Annotated in this window: 16 protein-coding genes; 8 read left to right on the top strand and 8 right to left on the bottom strand. The window is 53.3% G+C overall.

The window, feature by feature from the left end; genetic code table 11:
• Nucleotides 1-25: 25 nt before the first annotated feature.
• The 4 genes from GN111_RS15020 to GN111_RS15005 all read left to right on the top strand — a co-directional run bounded on the left by GN111_RS15020 (nt 26) and on the right by GN111_RS15005 (nt 4,129).
• On the top strand, nt 26-1,651 hold the full coding sequence (locus tag GN111_RS15020; protein WP_155304527.1) for a PAS domain S-box protein: 1,626 nt from the start codon (nt 26-28) through the stop codon (nt 1,649-1,651).
• 190 nt (nt 1,652-1,841) lie between these two features.
• On the top strand, nt 1,842-2,696 hold the full coding sequence (locus tag GN111_RS15015; protein WP_170302311.1) for a DUF2059 domain-containing protein: 855 nt from the start codon (nt 1,842-1,844) through the stop codon (nt 2,694-2,696).
• An 18-nt stretch (nt 2,697-2,714) separates the two neighbouring features.
• Nucleotides 2,715-3,305: an LOG family protein gene (locus GN111_RS15010; RefSeq protein ID WP_155304525.1), complete on the top strand. Its 591-nt coding sequence runs from the start codon at nt 2,715-2,717 to the stop codon at nt 3,303-3,305.
• 440 nt (nt 3,306-3,745) lie between these two features.
• A complete protein-coding gene (locus GN111_RS15005) occupies nt 3,746-4,129 on the top strand; it encodes a hypothetical protein (protein ID WP_155304524.1) in 384 nt (127 codons plus the stop codon).
• Between the two features lie 71 nt (nt 4,130-4,200).
• Here GN111_RS15005 and GN111_RS15000 read toward each other — a convergent pair whose 3' ends face one another.
• From GN111_RS15000 to GN111_RS14990, 3 genes are read right to left on the bottom strand one after another with little or no spacing between them, the layout of a single operon-like run.
• Complete coding sequence (locus tag GN111_RS15000; protein WP_155304523.1) at nt 4,201-4,956, bottom strand: ABC transporter ATP-binding protein; 756 nt, start codon at nt 4,954-4,956, stop codon at nt 4,201-4,203.
• Nucleotides 4,953-6,023 (bottom strand): FecCD family ABC transporter permease, encoded by a 1,071-nt coding sequence (locus GN111_RS14995; RefSeq protein ID WP_155304522.1) that lies wholly within the window; start codon nt 6,021-6,023, stop codon nt 4,953-4,955. The genes GN111_RS15000 and GN111_RS14995 overlap by 4 nt, the downstream gene beginning before the upstream one ends.
• Before the next feature lie 12 nt (nt 6,024-6,035).
• Entirely contained in the window at nt 6,036-7,079 is a 1,044-nt protein-coding gene (locus GN111_RS14990; RefSeq protein ID WP_231715755.1) for an iron ABC transporter substrate-binding protein, read from the bottom strand.
• Nucleotides 7,080-7,503: 424 nt separating this feature from the next.
• Here GN111_RS14990 and GN111_RS14985 point away from each other — a divergent pair, with 424 nt between their 5' ends.
• From GN111_RS14985 to GN111_RS14970, 4 genes are all read left to right on the top strand, one after another.
• Nucleotides 7,504-8,430: a hypothetical protein gene (locus tag GN111_RS14985; protein ID WP_155304520.1), complete on the top strand. Its 927-nt coding sequence runs from the start codon at nt 7,504-7,506 to the stop codon at nt 8,428-8,430.
• Nucleotides 8,431-8,522: 92 nt separating this feature from the next.
• Complete coding sequence (locus GN111_RS14980; RefSeq protein ID WP_155304519.1) at nt 8,523-9,404, top strand: mechanosensitive ion channel family protein; 882 nt, start codon at nt 8,523-8,525, stop codon at nt 9,402-9,404.
• A 15-nt stretch (nt 9,405-9,419) separates the two neighbouring features.
• Nucleotides 9,420-9,752, top strand: coding sequence for a hypothetical protein (locus tag GN111_RS14975; RefSeq protein WP_155304518.1), 333 nt, complete (start codon nt 9,420-9,422; stop codon nt 9,750-9,752).
• Nucleotides 9,753-9,760: 8 nt separating this feature from the next.
• Nucleotides 9,761-11,611, top strand: a complete 1,851-nt coding sequence (locus GN111_RS14970) for a DUF389 domain-containing protein (RefSeq protein ID WP_155304517.1) — start codon at nt 9,761-9,763, stop codon at nt 11,609-11,611.
• 9 nt (nt 11,612-11,620) lie between these two features.
• Here the strand turns inward: GN111_RS14970 and hcp are convergent, their stop codons facing one another.
• From hcp to GN111_RS14945, 5 genes are all read right to left on the bottom strand, one after another.
• Complete coding sequence (hcp, locus tag GN111_RS14965; RefSeq protein ID WP_155304516.1) at nt 11,621-13,267, bottom strand: hydroxylamine reductase; 1,647 nt, start codon at nt 13,265-13,267, stop codon at nt 11,621-11,623.
• A gap of 24 nt (nt 13,268-13,291) precedes the next feature.
• On the bottom strand, nt 13,292-14,317 hold the full coding sequence (locus tag GN111_RS14960) for a uroporphyrinogen decarboxylase/cobalamine-independent methonine synthase family protein (protein ID WP_155304515.1): 1,026 nt from the start codon (nt 14,315-14,317) through the stop codon (nt 13,292-13,294).
• A gap of 238 nt (nt 14,318-14,555) precedes the next feature.
• Nucleotides 14,556-15,425, bottom strand: a complete 870-nt coding sequence (locus tag GN111_RS14955; protein ID WP_155304514.1) for a mechanosensitive ion channel family protein — start codon at nt 15,423-15,425, stop codon at nt 14,556-14,558.
• A 50-nt stretch (nt 15,426-15,475) separates the two neighbouring features.
• Entirely contained in the window at nt 15,476-16,906 is a 1,431-nt protein-coding gene (locus tag GN111_RS14950) for a diadenylate cyclase (protein WP_155304513.1), read from the bottom strand.
• A gap of 38 nt (nt 16,907-16,944) precedes the next feature.
• Entirely contained in the window at nt 16,945-17,508 is a 564-nt protein-coding gene (locus GN111_RS14945) for a DUF2179 domain-containing protein (protein WP_155304512.1), read from the bottom strand.
• Nucleotides 17,509-17,709 lie beyond the last annotated feature (201 nt).

Raw genomic sequence — 17,709 nt, 5'->3', positions numbered from 1 at the left:
CAGGGATGGAAAACATATTTGGATATTGTTCTCAGCAACCCTCTACCCGGAGCATGGGTATATTGAAGGTTCAGTCATTGAAATCACCGACCGCAAACAAGCAGAGATCGCCTTAAAGAAAAGTGAAGCCTTTCAGCGAAAAATGGTCGCTAACATTGGAGATGTCATTGTCATCATCGACCGGGACGGCATCAACCGATATAAGAGCCCGAACATAGAGAAGATGTTTGGCTGGAAACCCGAGGATCTGGTGGGTGCCAGCGTCTGGGATAACGTGCATCCCGAGGATTTGGCGGCTTCCAGAGAATTTTTTGAATCGCTGATACGCGAACCCGAAAGCGTCGGCACCATCGAAACCCGCTACAAATGCAAAGATGGCACCCATAAATGGATCGAGTTCACGGGAAGCAACCTTTTGGACGATCCGGATATCCGGGGGGTTTTAGGCAACTACCACGATATCATGGAACGAAAGCAAACTGAGAAAGAACGAGAAAAACTCCAGGATCAATTGACCCAGGCCCAGAAAATGGAATCCGTGGGACGGTTGGCGGGTGGGGTGGCCCACGATTACAACAACATGTTGAGTGTGATCCTCGGTTATACCGAAATGGCCCTGGAGAAGGTCCCGTACAGTGATCCATTGCGTACCGATCTTCAGGAGATATACAAGGCCGCAAAACGGTCTTCTGAAATCACCCAACAGTTGCTGGCTTTTGCCCGCAAACAGGCTATTGAGCCAAAAGCACTCGATATCAACGCTGTTATTGAAAAGATGCTCAATATGTTGCGCCGCCTCATCGGTGAGGATATCGACGTCATCTGGCATCCAGGACGGCGGCTGTCGCCCGTAAAAATCGACCCATCCCAGTTCGAACAAATTTTGGCCAATTTGTGTGTCAACGCCCGGGACGCCATTGGCGGTGTCGGGAAAATTATTATCGAAACCCAAATGGAATCCATTGACGAAGCAAACCGGAGTGATTTTGCGGGGGATGGCAGCACCGAGTTTGTCAAGCTGTCCGTCAGTGATGACGGATGCGGTATGGACAAGGAAACCCTGAAAAATATTTTCGAGCCATTTTTTACCACCAAAGGCGTCGCTCAAGGCACCGGTTTGGGGTTGGCGACGGTCTACGGGATTGTCAGGCAGAACAATGGCGTCATAGAGGTGGATAGTGAGCCGGGAGGCGGCAGCACATTCAACGTCTACCTTCCCCAGCATATCGGTGACGTAGATGCAATGTCGCCTGATGTGGTGCCCGAAATACCTTTGGGAGAGGGAGAAGTGGTGCTTCTCGTTGAAGACGAGCCGGCGGTTAGCGAGATGTGTCAGACCATATTTGAAAAATTGGGCTATCGGGTATTGTCCGCAGATGCGCCCGAAAAGGCGCTGCACATTGCCGACGAACACCAGGGTGAAATTGACCTGCTGGTCACCGACGTCGTTATGCCGGGTATGAACGGACACGAGCTGACGCAGCAGATCAAGTCGCTCTATCCTGATATTAAAGCGCTATACATGTCCGGCTATACAGCCGATGTAATTGCGAACAGGGGAGTACTGGAAAAAGAGGTGCAGTTTATTCAAAAGCCGTTTTCGGTGAAAGATCTGGCCATTAAAGTCAAAAAGACGCTGAAAAATTCATAAAGTTGACACCCGCTTGGAAACCCGCCATATTCTCAGGGCCAAGAATTAACGCGATACTTCATACTACTGCTTGCATGTATGGCGAATTGCAGCCAACGGCAAAAAAGCCGCGGTTGTGCTTCGTTCCAATAAAATCCAAAGGAAAATGGGTTCGATGGAAATCTGCTTAATAATGGACCGGAGGAATATAATGCGTTCAAAAATCTTGCTGCTGGCTATCGTTTTTTTTGTTTTACCAAATACAGCAACAGCGCAGGACAGCAAAGAAGCGTTTTTACAGGTTTTGTATGGCAAAGCCGGCCTTGAGGAGCAGGTCTTGCAGTTGCCGATGGTCGTCCAGGTCGGTTTTGATCAAGCCGTTGCAACCGATGACCGTTTGAAAGCAATGCCCCGAACCGTCATTGGTGAAATCCGGGCGTCCATAGAAACGGTCTTTGCTCCGGAAAATATCAAAAGAGCCATATTGAGTGAATGCAGAGAAAAACTGAGCATTGATGACCTGAAAAAAGTACTGGCATGGCTTGACTCGCCTTTAGGTCGTAAATTTACCCAACTGGAGGAGGCCGCTTCGACACCCGAAAAATATACCGAGATGCAGCAATTCGCGCAGATGCTTCAGGAATCGCCGCCGTTGCCGGAACGGCTGGAAATCATAGGGCGATTGGATGAAGCCGCAAAAGCTACGGAGACCAGCGTGGAGGTGGCGATGAACACCCAGCTGGCCATCACTATAGCCATTGTTGCCTCGCTACCGAAGGAGCAACGGCCAACATATGACAATTTGGCTGCGGTTGTCGAACAAACCCGTCCTCAGATAGAAAGTGCGATGCGTGCCCAAACAATCGTTTCTTTGCTTTATACGTATAGAAACGTTACAGAAACGGAACTTGACCAATACATCGAGTTCGCATCTTATCCAACGGGTAAAAATTACCATGATGCCGTTGTATCGGGTTTGAAAAAGGCACTTCTGGAAGGAAGCTACGCGTGGGGAAAAGCCATTGCCGATATTCTCACCTATGCCACAAATACGACCGAAGTTTAGCTGCTGCAGGAGGACTTTATGAAAAGAATTTGTGTATTCTGTGGTTCAAGTCCGGGAGCGAAGCCGGAATATTCTGAAGCCGCTCTAGAATTGGGTCACGCACTTGCAGATCAGAATATCGGACTTGTCTATGGTGGCGGAAATGTCGGTCTCATGGGACGAATTGCCAGAGCGGTGCTTGAGAAAGGCGGCAACGTCACTGGCGTCATACCGAAGGCCTTGGCGGACAAGGAGGTGGCCTTCACGGACTTGGACGATCTGCGTGTCGTTGGATCGATGCATGAACGTAAGGCCCTGATGGCAGAACTTTCCGACGGCTTTATTGCCCTGCCGGGAGGACTGGGCACAATCGAAGAATTTGTCGAGGTCCTGACATGGGCGCAGCTTGGGATCCACCAGAAGCCATGTGGCCTTTTAAATGTTTGTCAATATTATAAAAAATTTTCTGAATTTATAGATCATGTTGCGGGCCAAAATTTTATTGGAAAAAGACACCGCGAACTTGTCCTGATTGACGACAGCCCGGAGTCCTTGCTTGAAAAATTTGCATCCTATCGCCCGCCGGACATCGATAAAGCCGCGTGGGCATTGCGAATGAAGAATAGCTAAAATTAATCTTTGCCGGATAAAAAATGTCGGAATTGAAAAATGGGCAAAGAATGAGGCCGGTGAAATTCTCGATAGATATTATTACGGTACGTGGACCCTGTAACTATTGTCGATGCAGAAATGGCCAAACCAATATTTGTCATTCCGGCGGAAGCCGGAATCCAGGAAAAATCTGGATGCCCCCGGATCAGGTCCGGGGCAGGCTTATTAAGTCCGGCATGACGAAGTTGGTGTCTTTACTTTTCTTGATAATACTCATCGATCCAGAGGCTAAAATATCCCAAATATTGCATGAACTTACCGAAAAAGAGAAATCATGCTGAAGGCAAAGGCAAAAATCCTTTTTTGATACGTTGATCTATTTTCCGGTTTTCAAAATTGGTCTCGTCATCGGCGCCTTCTCGGCCCGAATGGGATGGGATTCCTTTACCAGGCATTTTATGCGACTGAATGCCAGATCGGTGCTGTTTATCAGGCGGGCCGAAACCAAGCAGGATATAACGGATGCCGGTAGAGAGTGGAAACGCATGTTTCCTGCTTCTGGCATGCAGGAAATCATCTCATCCGATGCCGATACGGTGTATGCGGAGACCCATGTCCGGTGTCCCCCGCGAGACAGTGGCGATGTCCAGGCCTGCTACAAGGTGATGGCATTCGACCGATGCCTGTTGGAGAAGATCCGCGGGCAGTTTGTCGTTCTTGAATCCCAGGCCGCACACGGGTGCAAGGTATGCCGGGTTGCTATTCGCAGGATAGGTAAACCCGCTGACGATCTCATTCCCGCACATTCGCGAAAGCAAGCCCCCCAATACGGTCGTGGTTGATCATGCTTTTTACCATTCCCTATCGACCCGCAGCGGTGCGGCCCGTTAATTGGCTCGGATAAGGTTGCGCTTCAGTTCAGCGGCACCACCAACGGGCGGCCTTTGTGGTGGAGAATTTCCACGGGGATGTCGTAAACGTCTTTGATCATATCTGCGGAAACATCACGGATTTCGCCGGCCGAATGAATCGTTCCCCCTTTGAGGAAAACGAATTTGTCTGCGAACCGGAGGGCCGTATTGAGATTGTGCATGGTCATGACCGCGCTGACACGATGTTCCCGCACCACGCGCTTGATAAGCGAAAGGATGTTCATGCTGTTTTTAAGGTCCAGGCTGCTGGTCGGCTCGTCTAGCAGAAGCAGGCGCGGCTCCTGGACCAGCGCCCTGCCCACGGCAACCTTTTGCAATTCGCCGCCGCTCATCTCATCGATATGCCGCATGGCCAGTTCTCCCAGACCGAGCACCTTGATGGCCCCGTCCACCATGCGAAGATCCTTTTCCGATGTGCGAAAACGCAGATGGGGTTTTCTGCCCATGAGTATGGCGTCAAAGGCGGTCATGCGGGTTCTTGCCTGGTACTGGGCCACATAGCCAACCCGGCGGGCGATGGCTTTGGGCTCCATTTTCAACACGTTTTTGCCATCCACCATAATGGTCCCAGCTTTGGGCTTGAGAATGGCGTTGATACATCTCAACAGAGTAGTTTTGCCCACGCCATTGGGACCGAGAATCACGAGCATTTCACCTTCTTTGACATCCAGTTCCACATCTTTCAGAACAGCTTTCCCGTTGTACCCAAATTTTACGCCGTTCACTTCCAGAATCATTTTGCATATCCTCTGATGATCAAGGCCAGGAAAACCGGCGCTCCCATAAAAGCCGTAAGGATGGAAACGGGCAGCAGATGGGGTGCCAATAGAAGCCGGGCCACGGTATCGGACGCCAGCAGCAGGATGGCTCCAAGCAGCATGGAAGCCGGCAGCAGAAAACGATTGTCTCCACCGATCATCCGCCTGACCATGTGGGGGCAGACCAGGCCCACAAAGCCGATGATGCCTAAAAATGCCACGGCCGCGGCCGTGACCAGAGAAGATACCAGCATGCCCCAGATGCGCACCCGCTGCACCCGGACGCCCAGTCCCCGGGCGGTTTCGTCCCCGGCATCCACGGCGTTGTAATTCCAGGAATTGATCAGAAAATAGGCCGAGGCGGTGATCGTAATGAAAGAAAGTACCCCCAACTCGGACCATGACGCCCGGCCGACGTCTCCAAAGGTCCAGAAGACCATGGCGGCAAGCTGGACATCGTCTGCAAAAAACTGGAGAAACATGGTTCCCGCGGTGAACAGGGCCCCCAATGCCACCCCGCAAAGCACCATGATTTCCGGGGTGGCGCCTCGCATACGCGATATCCCCACAATCAACCCCGAAGCGGCCATGGAAAATATAAATGCCATTCCCGTCGTCAGATATGGATTGGATAGGGTTATCGCACCGACCTGGGAGCTGGCCATGGTTCCCGATCCAAGGATCATGACCGCAAAGGCGGCGCCGAAGGCGGCTGCGTGGGAAATGCCCAGGGTAAACGGAGAGCCCAAAGGGTTCCGCAGGACCGACTGCATGACCGCTCCGGAGAGAGACAGTCCCGCCCCGGCGACAATCGCGGCGAGAACCTGGGGCAGGCGAATGTTCCAGACAATGAGTTCGTATCGCTTGGCCACATCATAGCCCAACAGGGCCTTGGCCACCTCCTGGATGGGCAGATTGGCCGCGCCCTTGGAAATGCTGATAAGAGAAACCAGGGCGAGCAGGACCCCGGCCAGCATGAGCATTGCGGCCTTGCGGCCCACGTATCGGGAATACGCCTCATGCTTGGTGCCATGCATCAGGTGCATCGGTATCTCCCCTTATTGCACCGGCACCGGCTGGAAGACCAGCCCGCCGAAACTTTGATTCATGATTTCAAAGACCCCCTTGCCGATCAGGAAAGTATAAATTTTGTCCGCTTTGGCTTTGGGGTCTACGTCTTCGAAACGATCGGCATACATCAGTTTGCCCATGTAATAGGCGTTGGCCAGAATGGAGCCGTAATTCCGAGAGTACCAGTTATAGGGCAGCACACCATACACCTTGCCCTGCTGCACGGCTGTAAGGGATTGATAGGCAGGGTCGGTTTTCAGTTCGTAGAGGCCGCCGGCCTTGTCGCCCATTTGCAGGGTGGATAAATCCAGAAAGAGGATGTCCGGGTCCCATTCCACGATCTTCTCCTTGGCCACGTTGCTGTGCAGCAGGGCCCTGCCTTTTAAACCCGTTTCGTAGGCCACGTTGTTTGCATGAATGAAAGCCAGGGGCGGATATCCGGGTTCCGTGGATTGGTACCCGTGGGGTCCTTTGGAAGCAATGCCGCCCACATAGCAGGAGGGCCTGGCGTCCTCGGGAATATCCCTGGTTCTGCCGTGAAGATCCGCAATCGTCGACTCAAAAAAAGAGACAACCGCCTGTGCTCTTTTTCCCTGCCCCAAAGCTTTGCCCATAATGCCAATGGCCTGGAACAACTGGTTTCTGTTCGCCCCCAGATCTCCATAATTTAGCACAATAACGGGAATCCCGGTTTTTTGGGAAAGTTCGACAGGATCATGGCCCATGGTGGCGTAGGTTTTGAAAATTACCTGGGGCTGAGGGTCGAGAACCAGGATTTGTTCCGGATTGTCATGGCCGCGAAAACTGCCGAATTCGGGATATTGCTTGAATTCGGGATGGGCCAGGGCATAGGGGCGGGCATCGAAGCGGGAGCGCCGGGTTTCCATGTCGTCCACGCCGACAATCCTATCCTGGGCTTGCAGATAGGTGAGCAGTCTCAGGCAGCCCGGTCCGGAACAAATGACTTTTTCCACCTTGTCGGGAATGGAAACCGTCCGCCCCATGGCATCTACGATGTTTTGTTCGGCCATGCAAGTATTTGAAAATATAATCAATAAAAGAAAAACTCCGGTTAGCGAGACAAGACATTTTTTCATAAAACGTTCTCCCTCAAATAAAAAAGCCACCAAGGCTGCACGCATTTATTGCGTTGGCCTTCGTGGCTTTCGGTATTCGAATTGATTCTTTGCTGCGGGGTTTATTACCTGTCTTCAGACAAGCGCTGCGAATTGAATAGAGCCTTACAAAGGATGTGTCAACCCCAATTCCAGCCCGACCTGCACGTGCAACGTGATGGTTGGAACAAGGCCCGCCCGCATTGACAACCCCCGGGGCCTGGTTTTTAATGGATTGAACAATGATGCAGACAATGCCTTTCAACAGCACAAAAGAATCAAACGGCAGCGTAGCTTGTCGGTAATTCGAATCCCGTTCCACTAAAACGAGATCTACCAAATGGACTCACCACTGGCCCGTGTGATCCTGGCCGTACTTGGCGGGTACCTCCTCATTCTGATCAGTTTGACCGTATTCGAATGGATCAAAGAGGAATATCCGCAACCTTCCGCCAGGCCGCTGAATACCGAACGTATCCAGCACCCCTTCTATCATGAACAGGCGGTCAACGCCCTGCAGCGGTTTGCCCGCCTGTCCAACCGCGAAAGGAATGGGATTAAAAAAAGCCTGGAATCCGGTTTGATTTCCATGGAGCAGTGGCTGACGCGTATCGGCCAATCGGATTGCCGGATCATGTGCATTGGAGAGCTTCACGAGGAATCGACACGTAATTTTCTTGCTGAAGAATTCTTCGCAAATTTAAGTGTCGATGTCCTGCTGCTTGAGGCGACCCCTGAAGCGTTGAGACGTCTTACCAAACGGATGAACGCCGGGCGAACCTATTTCCCTTTACTGGGGGCCGATATCATGAATATTCTGCGTACTGTCAGGGCCAAGAACCCGAATGTCCAGATCTGCGGTATCGAAGAAACCGACGAACAGCAAAAAGAAGAGAACATTCATTCGGGATCGCGCGACCAATCGATTGCCCATAACTTCTGGAGCCGGTATCGACCAGGTAGGCGTCATCTTATTCTATTCGGCGCCCTACATTGTACGAACGAGCCGAACTGGCTTTTCAAACGCCTCTGCGACCAGGCCCCATTGCCTTTGAAAAACCGAATGGCAAACGCCCAAGTGCTGGAAGAACATCAAAACGGACCGGTGGAAGCCTTTGTGTTCTTTCTGGACGAGATTGGAATCGAAAAGACCAGCTTCGTCATTCCGGACACCCATGCGCTGCATGCCTGTATCTACGCGTGGTTTCCGTCGTTAAACCGACAAGCACTGCAAAAATATCGGTCATTGATTGTTTTCCGCAGATGAAGTAATAAAAGACATCGGCCATCCGCAGTAACCTATTGTAACATAATGAAAAAAAATGACTAAAGAGACCGCTTTCAAGGAGGTGAAAACAGATGAACCCTGAGCTGTCCCGAATACAACAGATTGGCGATACGCTTGCCCTACACGGCAGGGAGATGGTGATTGCACTGGCCATCCTGATCCTGGGCCTGTTGTTGGCCCGTTGGATCGACAAGGGGCTGCGCAAATTGTTGCAACGAATAATGCCGAAAACAGTTTATGCCACCGCAACCTGCAATGTCGTATATATTTTGCTGGTCACCAGCGTCGTTGCCGTTGCGGCGGTAGAGTATGGTGCCAAGCCGGTCAACATCGTCAGACTGCTTACGATTATTGCCTTGGTTGCGGTCGGGCTGATTCTTTTCCTGCGCCCTCTTTTCCCCTCCATGCCCTTCAAGGCCGGTAATACCGTCAAAGCCGGCGATCTGCTGGGCAAGGTAGAGGCCATCACGTTTCTCAACACCCGTTTGAGAACTTTCGACGGAAAGACATTTTTCGTTCCCAACCGCCAGATTCTCAACGATATCGTGATCAATTATCACTTTACCCAGACGCGCCGGGTGAAGGTTGACGTGAGTATTCGTTACGACCAGGACCTGCTCAAAGCCAAACGGGTTTTAGAAGCGGTGATGACCGAAGATGCCCGGGTGAAGACCAAACCCGGGCCCATGGTATACGTTCTCAACCTGGCCGCAAGCGCGGTGGAGTTGGGCGGCCGCTGTTGGGTGGACAACAAGGACTACTGGGTGGCGCGTTGCGAATTATTGGAGAAGACCAAATTGCGGTTCGATCAGGAAGGGATTTGTTTCGCATTCCCGCAATTGGACTTGCACCTCAATCCTGGCGAAGCGGTGGAAGGACAGGGCATTTGCAGCGCTGCGGTGTCGGACAAAGTGACCGGCCTCCAAGCGGATCAAGACGAAACGATTGCATGAGATGAGGAGAGATCGATGAAAATCGTCGAAGGACTGAAAGTGATCGAAAAGGGTTGGATTCGTAAACCCAAAGGCTATCGGGTCCGCTTCCACAGGCAGAACGAAACCGGATTCGAACAGGTGTACTCCCCTCCGATGACGGATGCGATGCTGAATTCGGATGTTACGGCCTGGCGATATGCCTGGAAGCTCTGGCAGGCCACTCGCAAAGAGGCTGAAGGGGGCTTGCCGGGTGCGTTATACAATATCACCGTGGTCGACGACGAGGACGGAACGATTCCGTATTACGGAACGGGCGATATCGAGATTTACAACCCCAGGGAGATCGCCAGTCCTCCTGAAGGATAAGTGACCCTATGAAAAGTCTGATGGTGCTAACTGATGCGGAAAACGCCGGGGCGATGATCGACTGGGCCGGCCGGCTGCCAAGTTCCCGTTTCGGTCCATTGACGATCTTGTGCTGTTTCAAGGGACACCCGATCCAACCCTTGACCCCATTGACGCCGGAACGACTGATCAGCGGGGAGGGCCTTTTGCGGGCGGTTCACCAGGCGTTGAATGCATCCGACGGCGATCCGAAGGATGCCGTCATCGCCTATCTGCGGCATCCCGACCCGGTTACGGCGGTGCTCGAAACCCTCGAGACCAATGCCTTCGACTTTTTGATCATCGGCACCGAGGGCCGCATGGGAGACGGCACAGGAGACGCCTCTTTCGCCGAAAGACTGTTTCGCTTTGCCCCGTGTGAAACCCTTTTGGTTGACCCCGCTCCTTCGGGCCCCATAGAGAAGCGCCGCATACTGGTCCCCATGGGGTCTTCGATGCGTGAGTCTTCTTTGTCCTTTGCGCTGGATTTGGCGCAACAGGGCGGTACGGTTGTCCCCTTGCTGGTAGGACCGGCGTTCGGGGCCGATGCCCGGGCCACCGCCCGCAAGGAACTGGAACTGAAACTGCGCGAAATCGGAATGGGCATGTCCGACAAATTCGTACCGGACGTCGTCGTGGCGCCTGATACAATGCAGGGACTGGTGCGGGCATTGCACCCTGAAGACACCATGCTGATTACAGCGTCCAGCGCACAGGTCCTGCACCGGTTTCATCATATCCGCCGGGAGAGCGAAACAGAGACTGAAGCCAGGGGCACCCTCCTGGTTTACAGCCCCGCCCGGAAGGAACGGGTTACCGCCCTGATGGAGTGGTTGGCCAGATATCTGCCGAGACTCAATTCCACTGAACGCGTGCGGGTTTTCGATCAACTGCTGGCCGGAGCCCGTTTTAATCCCGATTTTCTGATCATGATGGCCATGGCCACCGCTATTGCCGCTTTGGGCCTTTTGCAGAACTCCGGTGCCGTAGTCATCGGCGCCATGCTGGTGGCGCCATTGATGAGCCCCCTGATCGGGGCCGGCTTTGCATTGGTCCAGGGCAACATAAGGCTATTCAGGTTTTCCATCCGCAGCATTGCTCTGGGTATCTTATTCGGGTTTGCCTTGTCCGTGCTGATCGGATTCTTGAATCCCAATGAGGATTTCACGGCGGAGATCATGGCTCGCACCGGACCCGAAGTGCGGGATATGCTTGTCGCGTTTCTTTCCGGTGCAGCGGCGGCCTATGCATTTGCCCGGCCGGGCCTGGCGGGAACCTTAGCCGGTGTGGCCATCGCAGCCGCCCTGGTGCCGCCGCTGGCAACTGCCGGAATCGGTCTCAGCCGGGGGGCGTGGCGCGTATTCGAAGGTGCGGCCATTTTGCACGTGACCAACCTGGTGGCCATTACTTTGGGGGCCGCCGCCACCTTCCGGGTACTGGGCATTCAGGGGATTCGGCTCGGTATCGGGCCGGCCTTGTGGGCACGTCGGTCGATATTGGTGCTGTCGCTGGCGGCCGTGTTGCTCAGCGCACCGCTGTTTCACCGGTCGGCGGCCAAAATCATGGAGGGGCCGACGAGGCCCATGGCCTATCCGCTTTCAACGGTGCTGCACGATGCGCTGAGATATCGCATCGAACAGGAGCCCGGTCTCGAACTCATTCTAAGCGGTCGGTCTCCCGTTCTCGAAAAGGGCATCGTCGTCGGCATTCTGCTTGCCGCCGAAGGTCCGGTACCGCCTGAACTTCGGACCGACCTGCGGCAGATCGTCAAGGAAACCATCGGGATGGAGGCTCACCTTAAAATCTACACCCTCCAGAAAGCCGGCGTTAAAACGGAGTAAAAAGCAATTTTAATTGCCAGCCATCATCGCCGCAATATCTTCCTCGACGGTGCCGATGGGTTTGATATTGAACTTTTCCACCAATACCTTGGCCACGTTGGGAGACAGGAATCCCGGCAAGGTCGGTCCAAGGCGAATCCCCTTGACACCGAGGGCCAGCAGGGCCAGCAGCACCGCCACGGCCTTTTGCTCGTACCAGGCGATGTCGTAAGAAACGGGAAGATCATTGATGTCGTCCAACCCGAAAGCCTCTTTGAGTTTCAACGCGATTACGGCCAGGGAATATGAATCGTTGCACTGGCCGGCATCCAGAACGCGGTGTATGCCGCCGATTTCGCCAAGCTTCAACTTGTTGTAGCGGTACTTGGCGCAACCTGCCGTGAGAATCACGGTATCCTTGGGCAGGTTTTTGGCTACCTCGGTAAAGTAGCTACGGGCTTTCTGGCGTCCGTCGCAGCCGGCCATGACCACAAACCGCTTGATGGCGCCTGATTTGACGGCCTCGATCACTTTGTCGGCCAGGGCCAAAACCTGGTGATGCGCGAAACCGCCCACGATCTTGCCGGACTCGATTTCTTGCGGCGGCGCGCACTGTTTGGCCAGCTCAATGACTGCGGAAAAATCTTTCGTCCCGCCCGCCGGCCTGTTGGGAATGTGCTTGGCTCCCGGATAGTTGACCACGCCGGTGGTAAAGAGCCTGTCCAGATAGTTGTTGTCCTTTTTAATTGGGATCAGGCAGTTGGTGGTGAGAACAATAGCGCCGTTGAAGGATTCGAAATCTTTGTTCTGATGCCACCACGACCCACCGTAGTTGCCCACGAAGTGTCCGTATTTCTTAAAGGCCGGGTAGTAATTGGCCGGCAGCATTTCGCCATGGGTGTAAGCATCCACACCCGTTCCCTCGGTCTGTTTGAGAAGTTCCTCCATGTCTTTCAGGTCATGGCCGGAAATCAGGATGCCGGGGTTTTTGCCCACACCGATGTTCACCTCTGTAATTTCAGGATTGCCGTAGGTTTTGGTATTGGCTTCGTCCAGCAGGGCCATTGTGTTGACGGCGCACTCTCCAGCCTTCATCACCATGGCGATCATCTCGTCCGTTGACAGTTCCCTGGTCGTGGACGCCAGGGCTTCCATCAGAAAGCCATAGATGTCGTCCTTTTCATGGCCGAGAATCGCAGCATGATCGGCATAGGCGGCGATGCCTTTGCATCCGATGACCAGCATCTGCTGCAATGAGCGCACATCTTCGTTTTGGGTGGCTGTTATACGCAGCGGATCGGACAGAGCCTTGTCGATAATCGCCTGTTTGTCGGTCGCGGTCCAGGTGGCGCAATCCGGAAGCGCACCGGGAAAATCAGTGCCAAGCTTTTCTTTGACCGTATCCCGAACTTTGAGCGCTTGCTTGATTCGATCGATGATCACGTCATCGTTCCAAGCCACATTGGTAATGGTGGTGAAGAGGGCTTCACAGATGAAGCGACCGGCGGTTTTGTCCACCGTACCCTTTTCCTTCAACTTTTCCCCGTACACCGAAATACCCTTGCACACATAAATGAGCAGATCCTGAAGATCGGCGGTCTCTTCCGGTTTGCCGCACACGCCCCTTACGGTGCATCCCTGGTTTTTAGCCGTCTCCTGACATTGAAAGCAAAACATGGGATCCCTCCTTGGTTTAGATGGTTATTGGTATTTAACCCGCAACCGATCCGACATCTGTTTCACGGCAGTAAAGGCTCTTTCAACCGTGCGTTCTTTGTCCGGGTTGACCAGACAGCACGTAGCCGGTGAAAGCAGGCTGTTGGCAATCATTTGCTCTTTATCTATCCCTTTGCGCCACAAGACGCGCCAGATATTTTCCAGTCGTTCCATCATGGATTGCATGTCTTCTTTTTGAAAGGTCTCGAATCCCGTGGGAACGATCCCCCAGACAATCACGCCACCGCGATCCAGAAATTTTTTTATGGATGCCGCGTAAGATGCGAAAATCTCGGCATTGGCGTAGACATCCAGGGAAAGCACATCCAAATCCAGGCTCAACAGAAAGTCCCAGTCCGGGTTGCCGCACAAATGAATGCCCCGCGGTCGATCCACCTGAGCGAAAAATTGATCCAGGTCTCCCTTGGCCTTCATGTCTCCATACCCGGCTATGGCGGAAAACAGGAATTGCAGCCCCGGTTCGTCCACGAACATGAAGGCATTGGCATTGCGCTGTTTAAGCCGAGCCAGTTGAACGTTCAACCGTTTGGCCATGAATTCGAGCATGAACGGCCTGACGGTGTCGTCGAAAATAATGGGTCGCTCATCCTGATCCAAGATATTGAAGCCGAAGCTGATGGGGCCTTCCAATTGGCCGCGAATGGCGGGCCGGTCCGAAAGATCCAATGACAGGAAACGTTGATAGACCGCAGAATAGGTTTCACTGACATCAAAAAGGGTTGGGTCGTCGAATCGAAGCAGCGTCTCTTCCAGTTCCTCGGCAAACTTGTCCATGGAAAAACGCAGGGTCCGCTTTTCGATGTCCAGTACGATGCCCGGAAAGTGCTCGGCCGCCTGGACATACATATCTTCGTAGTAGCTGTAGTTGGGCAACTGGGGCCAGAAAGGGATGTCCAGGGACAGGGCCGTTTCGAGAGCCCGGTCAACTTCCGTGTGCGGCATCACGGCCATTGCAGTCGTCAGCAGACCTCCGGGTATGCTAGGCGCCATTGGATATCCTTTCGCTCGTTTGAAGTCTGGTGCAACAATTTGTTCTCCGGCTTGACTCCTTTCAACAAATCAACCGAAGCAAAGAGCACGTGATGCTTTGATAGACATGATCCGTTAAATTTCCAGGTGAGATGTAACTGTTTTTCGATTCCGCAATAACTTGTCAGATTATAATGCTTTTCGGTTAGTTCCTGAAACCTGTCTGGTTTAATAAATCAATTTTTGCGCAGATTTCTTGTCATGCTTTTCCCAAACCGTCCGGCATTGCGTTTGATTGCTGCATATCGGTTAGAATCTTTAAATAATGACGGGTGACCTCCTGTTCCAAACGTCCGCGATGCCGTGTGGGTACCGGCATCCGTAAAATCAGGTTGATTTTGTCCGTCGCTGCCATCTGTACATTCACCCGGGGATTAACGGAAGGCGCCTCCAGGCTGTGATGTTGGGACAACGATGTCATCGATTCCTGGGCCTTTTCCAGATAAGGGGCGCAAACTTTGTTCGCCGCCTGAAGCAGGGCCTGTTCGGACGCCTCCCACCCCTGAAGGCCTTCCACCGGAATCGTTACCAGATGAAACACATAATCGCCCCACAACCGGGTTTCGTTTTTAACGGTAGCAGAAAGCATTTTGGCGTTGGGGACATAAATGGTCAATCCCGTGTACTGGTTGGTTTTCTCCCCCGAACCGATCTCCATCAGGGTCATGCCCAGCAGATCCAGATCGATAACGTCTCCACGGATGCCGTCGACCTCGATGCGGTCGCCGACAGTTACGAACTTGGCACTGCGTTGGTGGAAGTATCCGATGATGTTCAGCAGAAACTCCTTCGTGGCGACGACGATGGCGGCGGCGATCACCACGACCGTGGCGGCCACGGCACGCAGTTGCTCCAGCCAGATGACCACCACGATGCCAAGGATAATCAAGAAAACGGTGTTGCGGGTGGTAACAATCCACCGCCGTCGGGTGGTGGCATCCACATCCTGCCGCGAGGCAAGCCGGCGCAGAAGCATCGATCGGACGCCGAGGATGATCCCGATGAGTACCAGCGTGCTCAGCAGGCGGGTGACAAACGGGGTTTCGAATACCAACGTGGTCCAGGTCATTGGAGCTGTTTCACCTCCGGGTTCTATGAATTTTTTAACGGGCGCATGGGTTAGTTTTTGGATTTCACCTCAACGACCACTTCCACGTCGGGCCACCGCCTGTCCAGCGGTTGAATGGCCGGTGGGGCGATGATTTTGCAGAACAAGGTGGTCGTTTCACGAATGTTTTCCAGGTAAATGGGGGTGGTCGTCAGGTTCGACACCTGCCCTTTACCCTGCATGGACGGCAGCAGGGCATTCAACTTATCCGGTTTCACGGTCAGGGTTGAAATTGCCATATTGTCCGGCAGCCGGCCTACCAGCTGCGGCTTGATGGCCAATTCCCGCTTGACGATTTCAGCCAGGGTCAGCTCCACGTTGGGCGGCGTCACATCGAGCAGTCTGATTTTCCTGGGCAGCCGCAGGTTCGCTTCCGTGATCAGAAAGGATTGTTTTCCGGGTACGGCATTGGACAAATCGATTTTAACGCTGAACTGGGAGGGGCTCAACCCGTCAAGATTGATGCGGGGTCCTGCCAGATGGAGACGAACCTCGTTGGGTTTGTCGCCGACCAGGACCAGATCCGGTGATGTCAGCGTATACTCAACAGGGACATTGAAGCTTTTTTCCAACACCTCCCCTTGCGAGACGGTAATGGACATCCAGAATAGAACCGCCACGATGAAACTGGGCAGCAACTGAACCATGGCCGCCCACCATCGCCCCTTTCCAGGCATTTCCATGGCCGATTCAGAAGTTTTTGTCCAGTGGGCAACGATGGCCTCCTCGACGGCATCCGGAGTTTTCCCCGGTCGGATCTGTCCGTCGCTGAAAATGGACAGCTTGCCCCGTTCTTCGGAAACCACCAGTGCCAGGGCATCGGTACGCTCTGCCAGCCCCATGGCAGCATGGTGACGGGTGCCATAGTCTTCCGCCAACCGCCTGCTTTCGGAAACGGGAAGACGTACGCCGAAGCGGGTGAACATGCCTTTAAATACGATCAAGGCCCCGTCGTGTCCGGGGGAGTTGGGATCGAAAATGCTCATGAGCAGCGGCGGGCTGGGCCTGGCATCCAGTCGGAATCCGCCGGAAAGCCATTCGCCGACCGATTCCCGTCCGGGAAAAACCACGATGGCACCCCGTTTCTGCTCGGCCAGCTTGAACAGGGAGTGTGCCACCATGGCTGCCAGCCCCTCCTCATTTTTTTGGATTTCCTGGCGGGTGACCGAAGCGGCCCTTTCGAAGATCTTTCTCAGTTCCGGCTGAAAAATTACGATCAGGGCGATGAGCGCCACATGGCTAAGGTTGGAGTAGATCCATTCGATGCCCTTCAGATCGAGAAAATTGGCTACGAAGAAAACGGCCGTGGCCAGCAGTATGCCGGTAAAGATGGCCCAGGTACCCAAACGCAGCAATGTCCTGTAGAGAAAAAACAACCCTGCAGTAATCAGCAGGATGTCCACCGCCGCCCGCCACGTCGCCAATTCTTTGATAATCTCCATCGCCAATCCTCTTTCGGCAGCTCAAGGAGTAATGCTTTCTATTTACGTTTACCTACGCTGCGCCATCCACCGACAGGCGTGTATACCGGCTTGAGCACCTTGCTCATGTCCCGGGCCTGCTCGATAACGTAGAACAGTTTCGGATCGATTTTTTGAACCTCGGGCAGTATCCACTTCAAATCCCTACGCCGGCAGGCAATGTACAGCTCGTGAACCGGCCCCTGCATCCCTTCGCCATTAAAAATGGTGACCGGTTGACCCTTCTCTCTTAAATGGGCAGCCATTTTTTCGCCTGCCGTGCGGGTAATGACTCTAAGAATGGTGGTGCCGAAGGCCAGTTTTCGCTCGACATGAATCCCCAATACGTTACCGGTAGCGTAGCCAAATGCGTAAAAAACCACCAGCAGCGGTTGATCCTTGATCTGATTGATTACCGTTCCTGCTACGGTCACCCAGATGGTGATTTCGAAAATCGCCAGTACGAAGGCGATGGCCGTTCTTCCCTGTACCGTTACGATGGTTCGAATGGTGCCGATGGAAACGTCGCAGATACGAGCCAGGAAGACCAAAGCGCCTGTCAACAAGACCTGTGTGTCAAACATGATTTTCTAATGTACCGATTGGATAATAATAATTGCTCGAAGAACTGCCATGCCGATGGCGTGCAACCGTCCTCGTAGAAGTCACCCCAATCAACCTACAGAAGCACTCAATGATAATCATCCGCCGAGGATGATTTCAAGTGAAACCCGAGGCCACTTGAAATAAAAATCGAACAACAGCTATTCTTTTCCAAAGTGCAC

This window comes from Desulfosarcina widdelii (genome assembly GCF_009688965.1).
Classification (GTDB): domain Bacteria; phylum Desulfobacterota; class Desulfobacteria; order Desulfobacterales; family Desulfosarcinaceae; genus Desulfosarcina; species Desulfosarcina widdelii.
This window is presented reverse-complemented; position numbering and strand designations above follow the sequence as displayed.

Coding starts and splice junctions, on each gene's coding strand:
- GN111_RS15015 (WP_170302311.1), top strand. CDS start 1,842: ATGCGTTCAAAAATCTTGCTGCTGGCTATCGTTTTTTTTGTTTTACCA.
- GN111_RS15010 (WP_155304525.1), top strand. CDS start 2,715: ATGAAAAGAATTTGTGTATTCTGTGGTTCAAGTCCGGGAGCGAAGCCG.
- GN111_RS15005 (WP_155304524.1), top strand. CDS start 3,746: ATGCGACTGAATGCCAGATCGGTGCTGTTTATCAGGCGGGCCGAAACC.
- GN111_RS15000 (WP_155304523.1), bottom strand. CDS start 4,956: ATGATTCTGGAAGTGAACGGCGTAAAATTTGGGTACAACGGGAAAGCT.
- GN111_RS14995 (WP_155304522.1), bottom strand. CDS start 6,023: ATGCACCTGATGCATGGCACCAAGCATGAGGCGTATTCCCGATACGTG.
- GN111_RS14990 (WP_231715755.1), bottom strand. CDS start 7,079: ATGGCCGAACAAAACATCGTAGATGCCATGGGGCGGACGGTTTCCATT.
- GN111_RS14985 (WP_155304520.1), top strand. CDS start 7,504: ATGGACTCACCACTGGCCCGTGTGATCCTGGCCGTACTTGGCGGGTAC.
- GN111_RS14980 (WP_155304519.1), top strand. CDS start 8,523: ATGAACCCTGAGCTGTCCCGAATACAACAGATTGGCGATACGCTTGCC.
- GN111_RS14975 (WP_155304518.1), top strand. CDS start 9,420: ATGAAAATCGTCGAAGGACTGAAAGTGATCGAAAAGGGTTGGATTCGT.
- GN111_RS14970 (WP_155304517.1), top strand. CDS start 9,761: ATGAAAAGTCTGATGGTGCTAACTGATGCGGAAAACGCCGGGGCGATG.
- hcp (WP_155304516.1), bottom strand. CDS start 13,267: ATGTTTTGCTTTCAATGTCAGGAGACGGCTAAAAACCAGGGATGCACC.
- GN111_RS14960 (WP_155304515.1), bottom strand. CDS start 14,317: ATGGCGCCTAGCATACCCGGAGGTCTGCTGACGACTGCAATGGCCGTG.
- GN111_RS14955 (WP_155304514.1), bottom strand. CDS start 15,425: ATGACCTGGACCACGTTGGTATTCGAAACCCCGTTTGTCACCCGCCTG.
- GN111_RS14950 (WP_155304513.1), bottom strand. CDS start 16,906: ATGGAGATTATCAAAGAATTGGCGACGTGGCGGGCGGCGGTGGACATC.
- GN111_RS14945 (WP_155304512.1), bottom strand. CDS start 17,508: ATGTTTGACACACAGGTCTTGTTGACAGGCGCTTTGGTCTTCCTGGCT.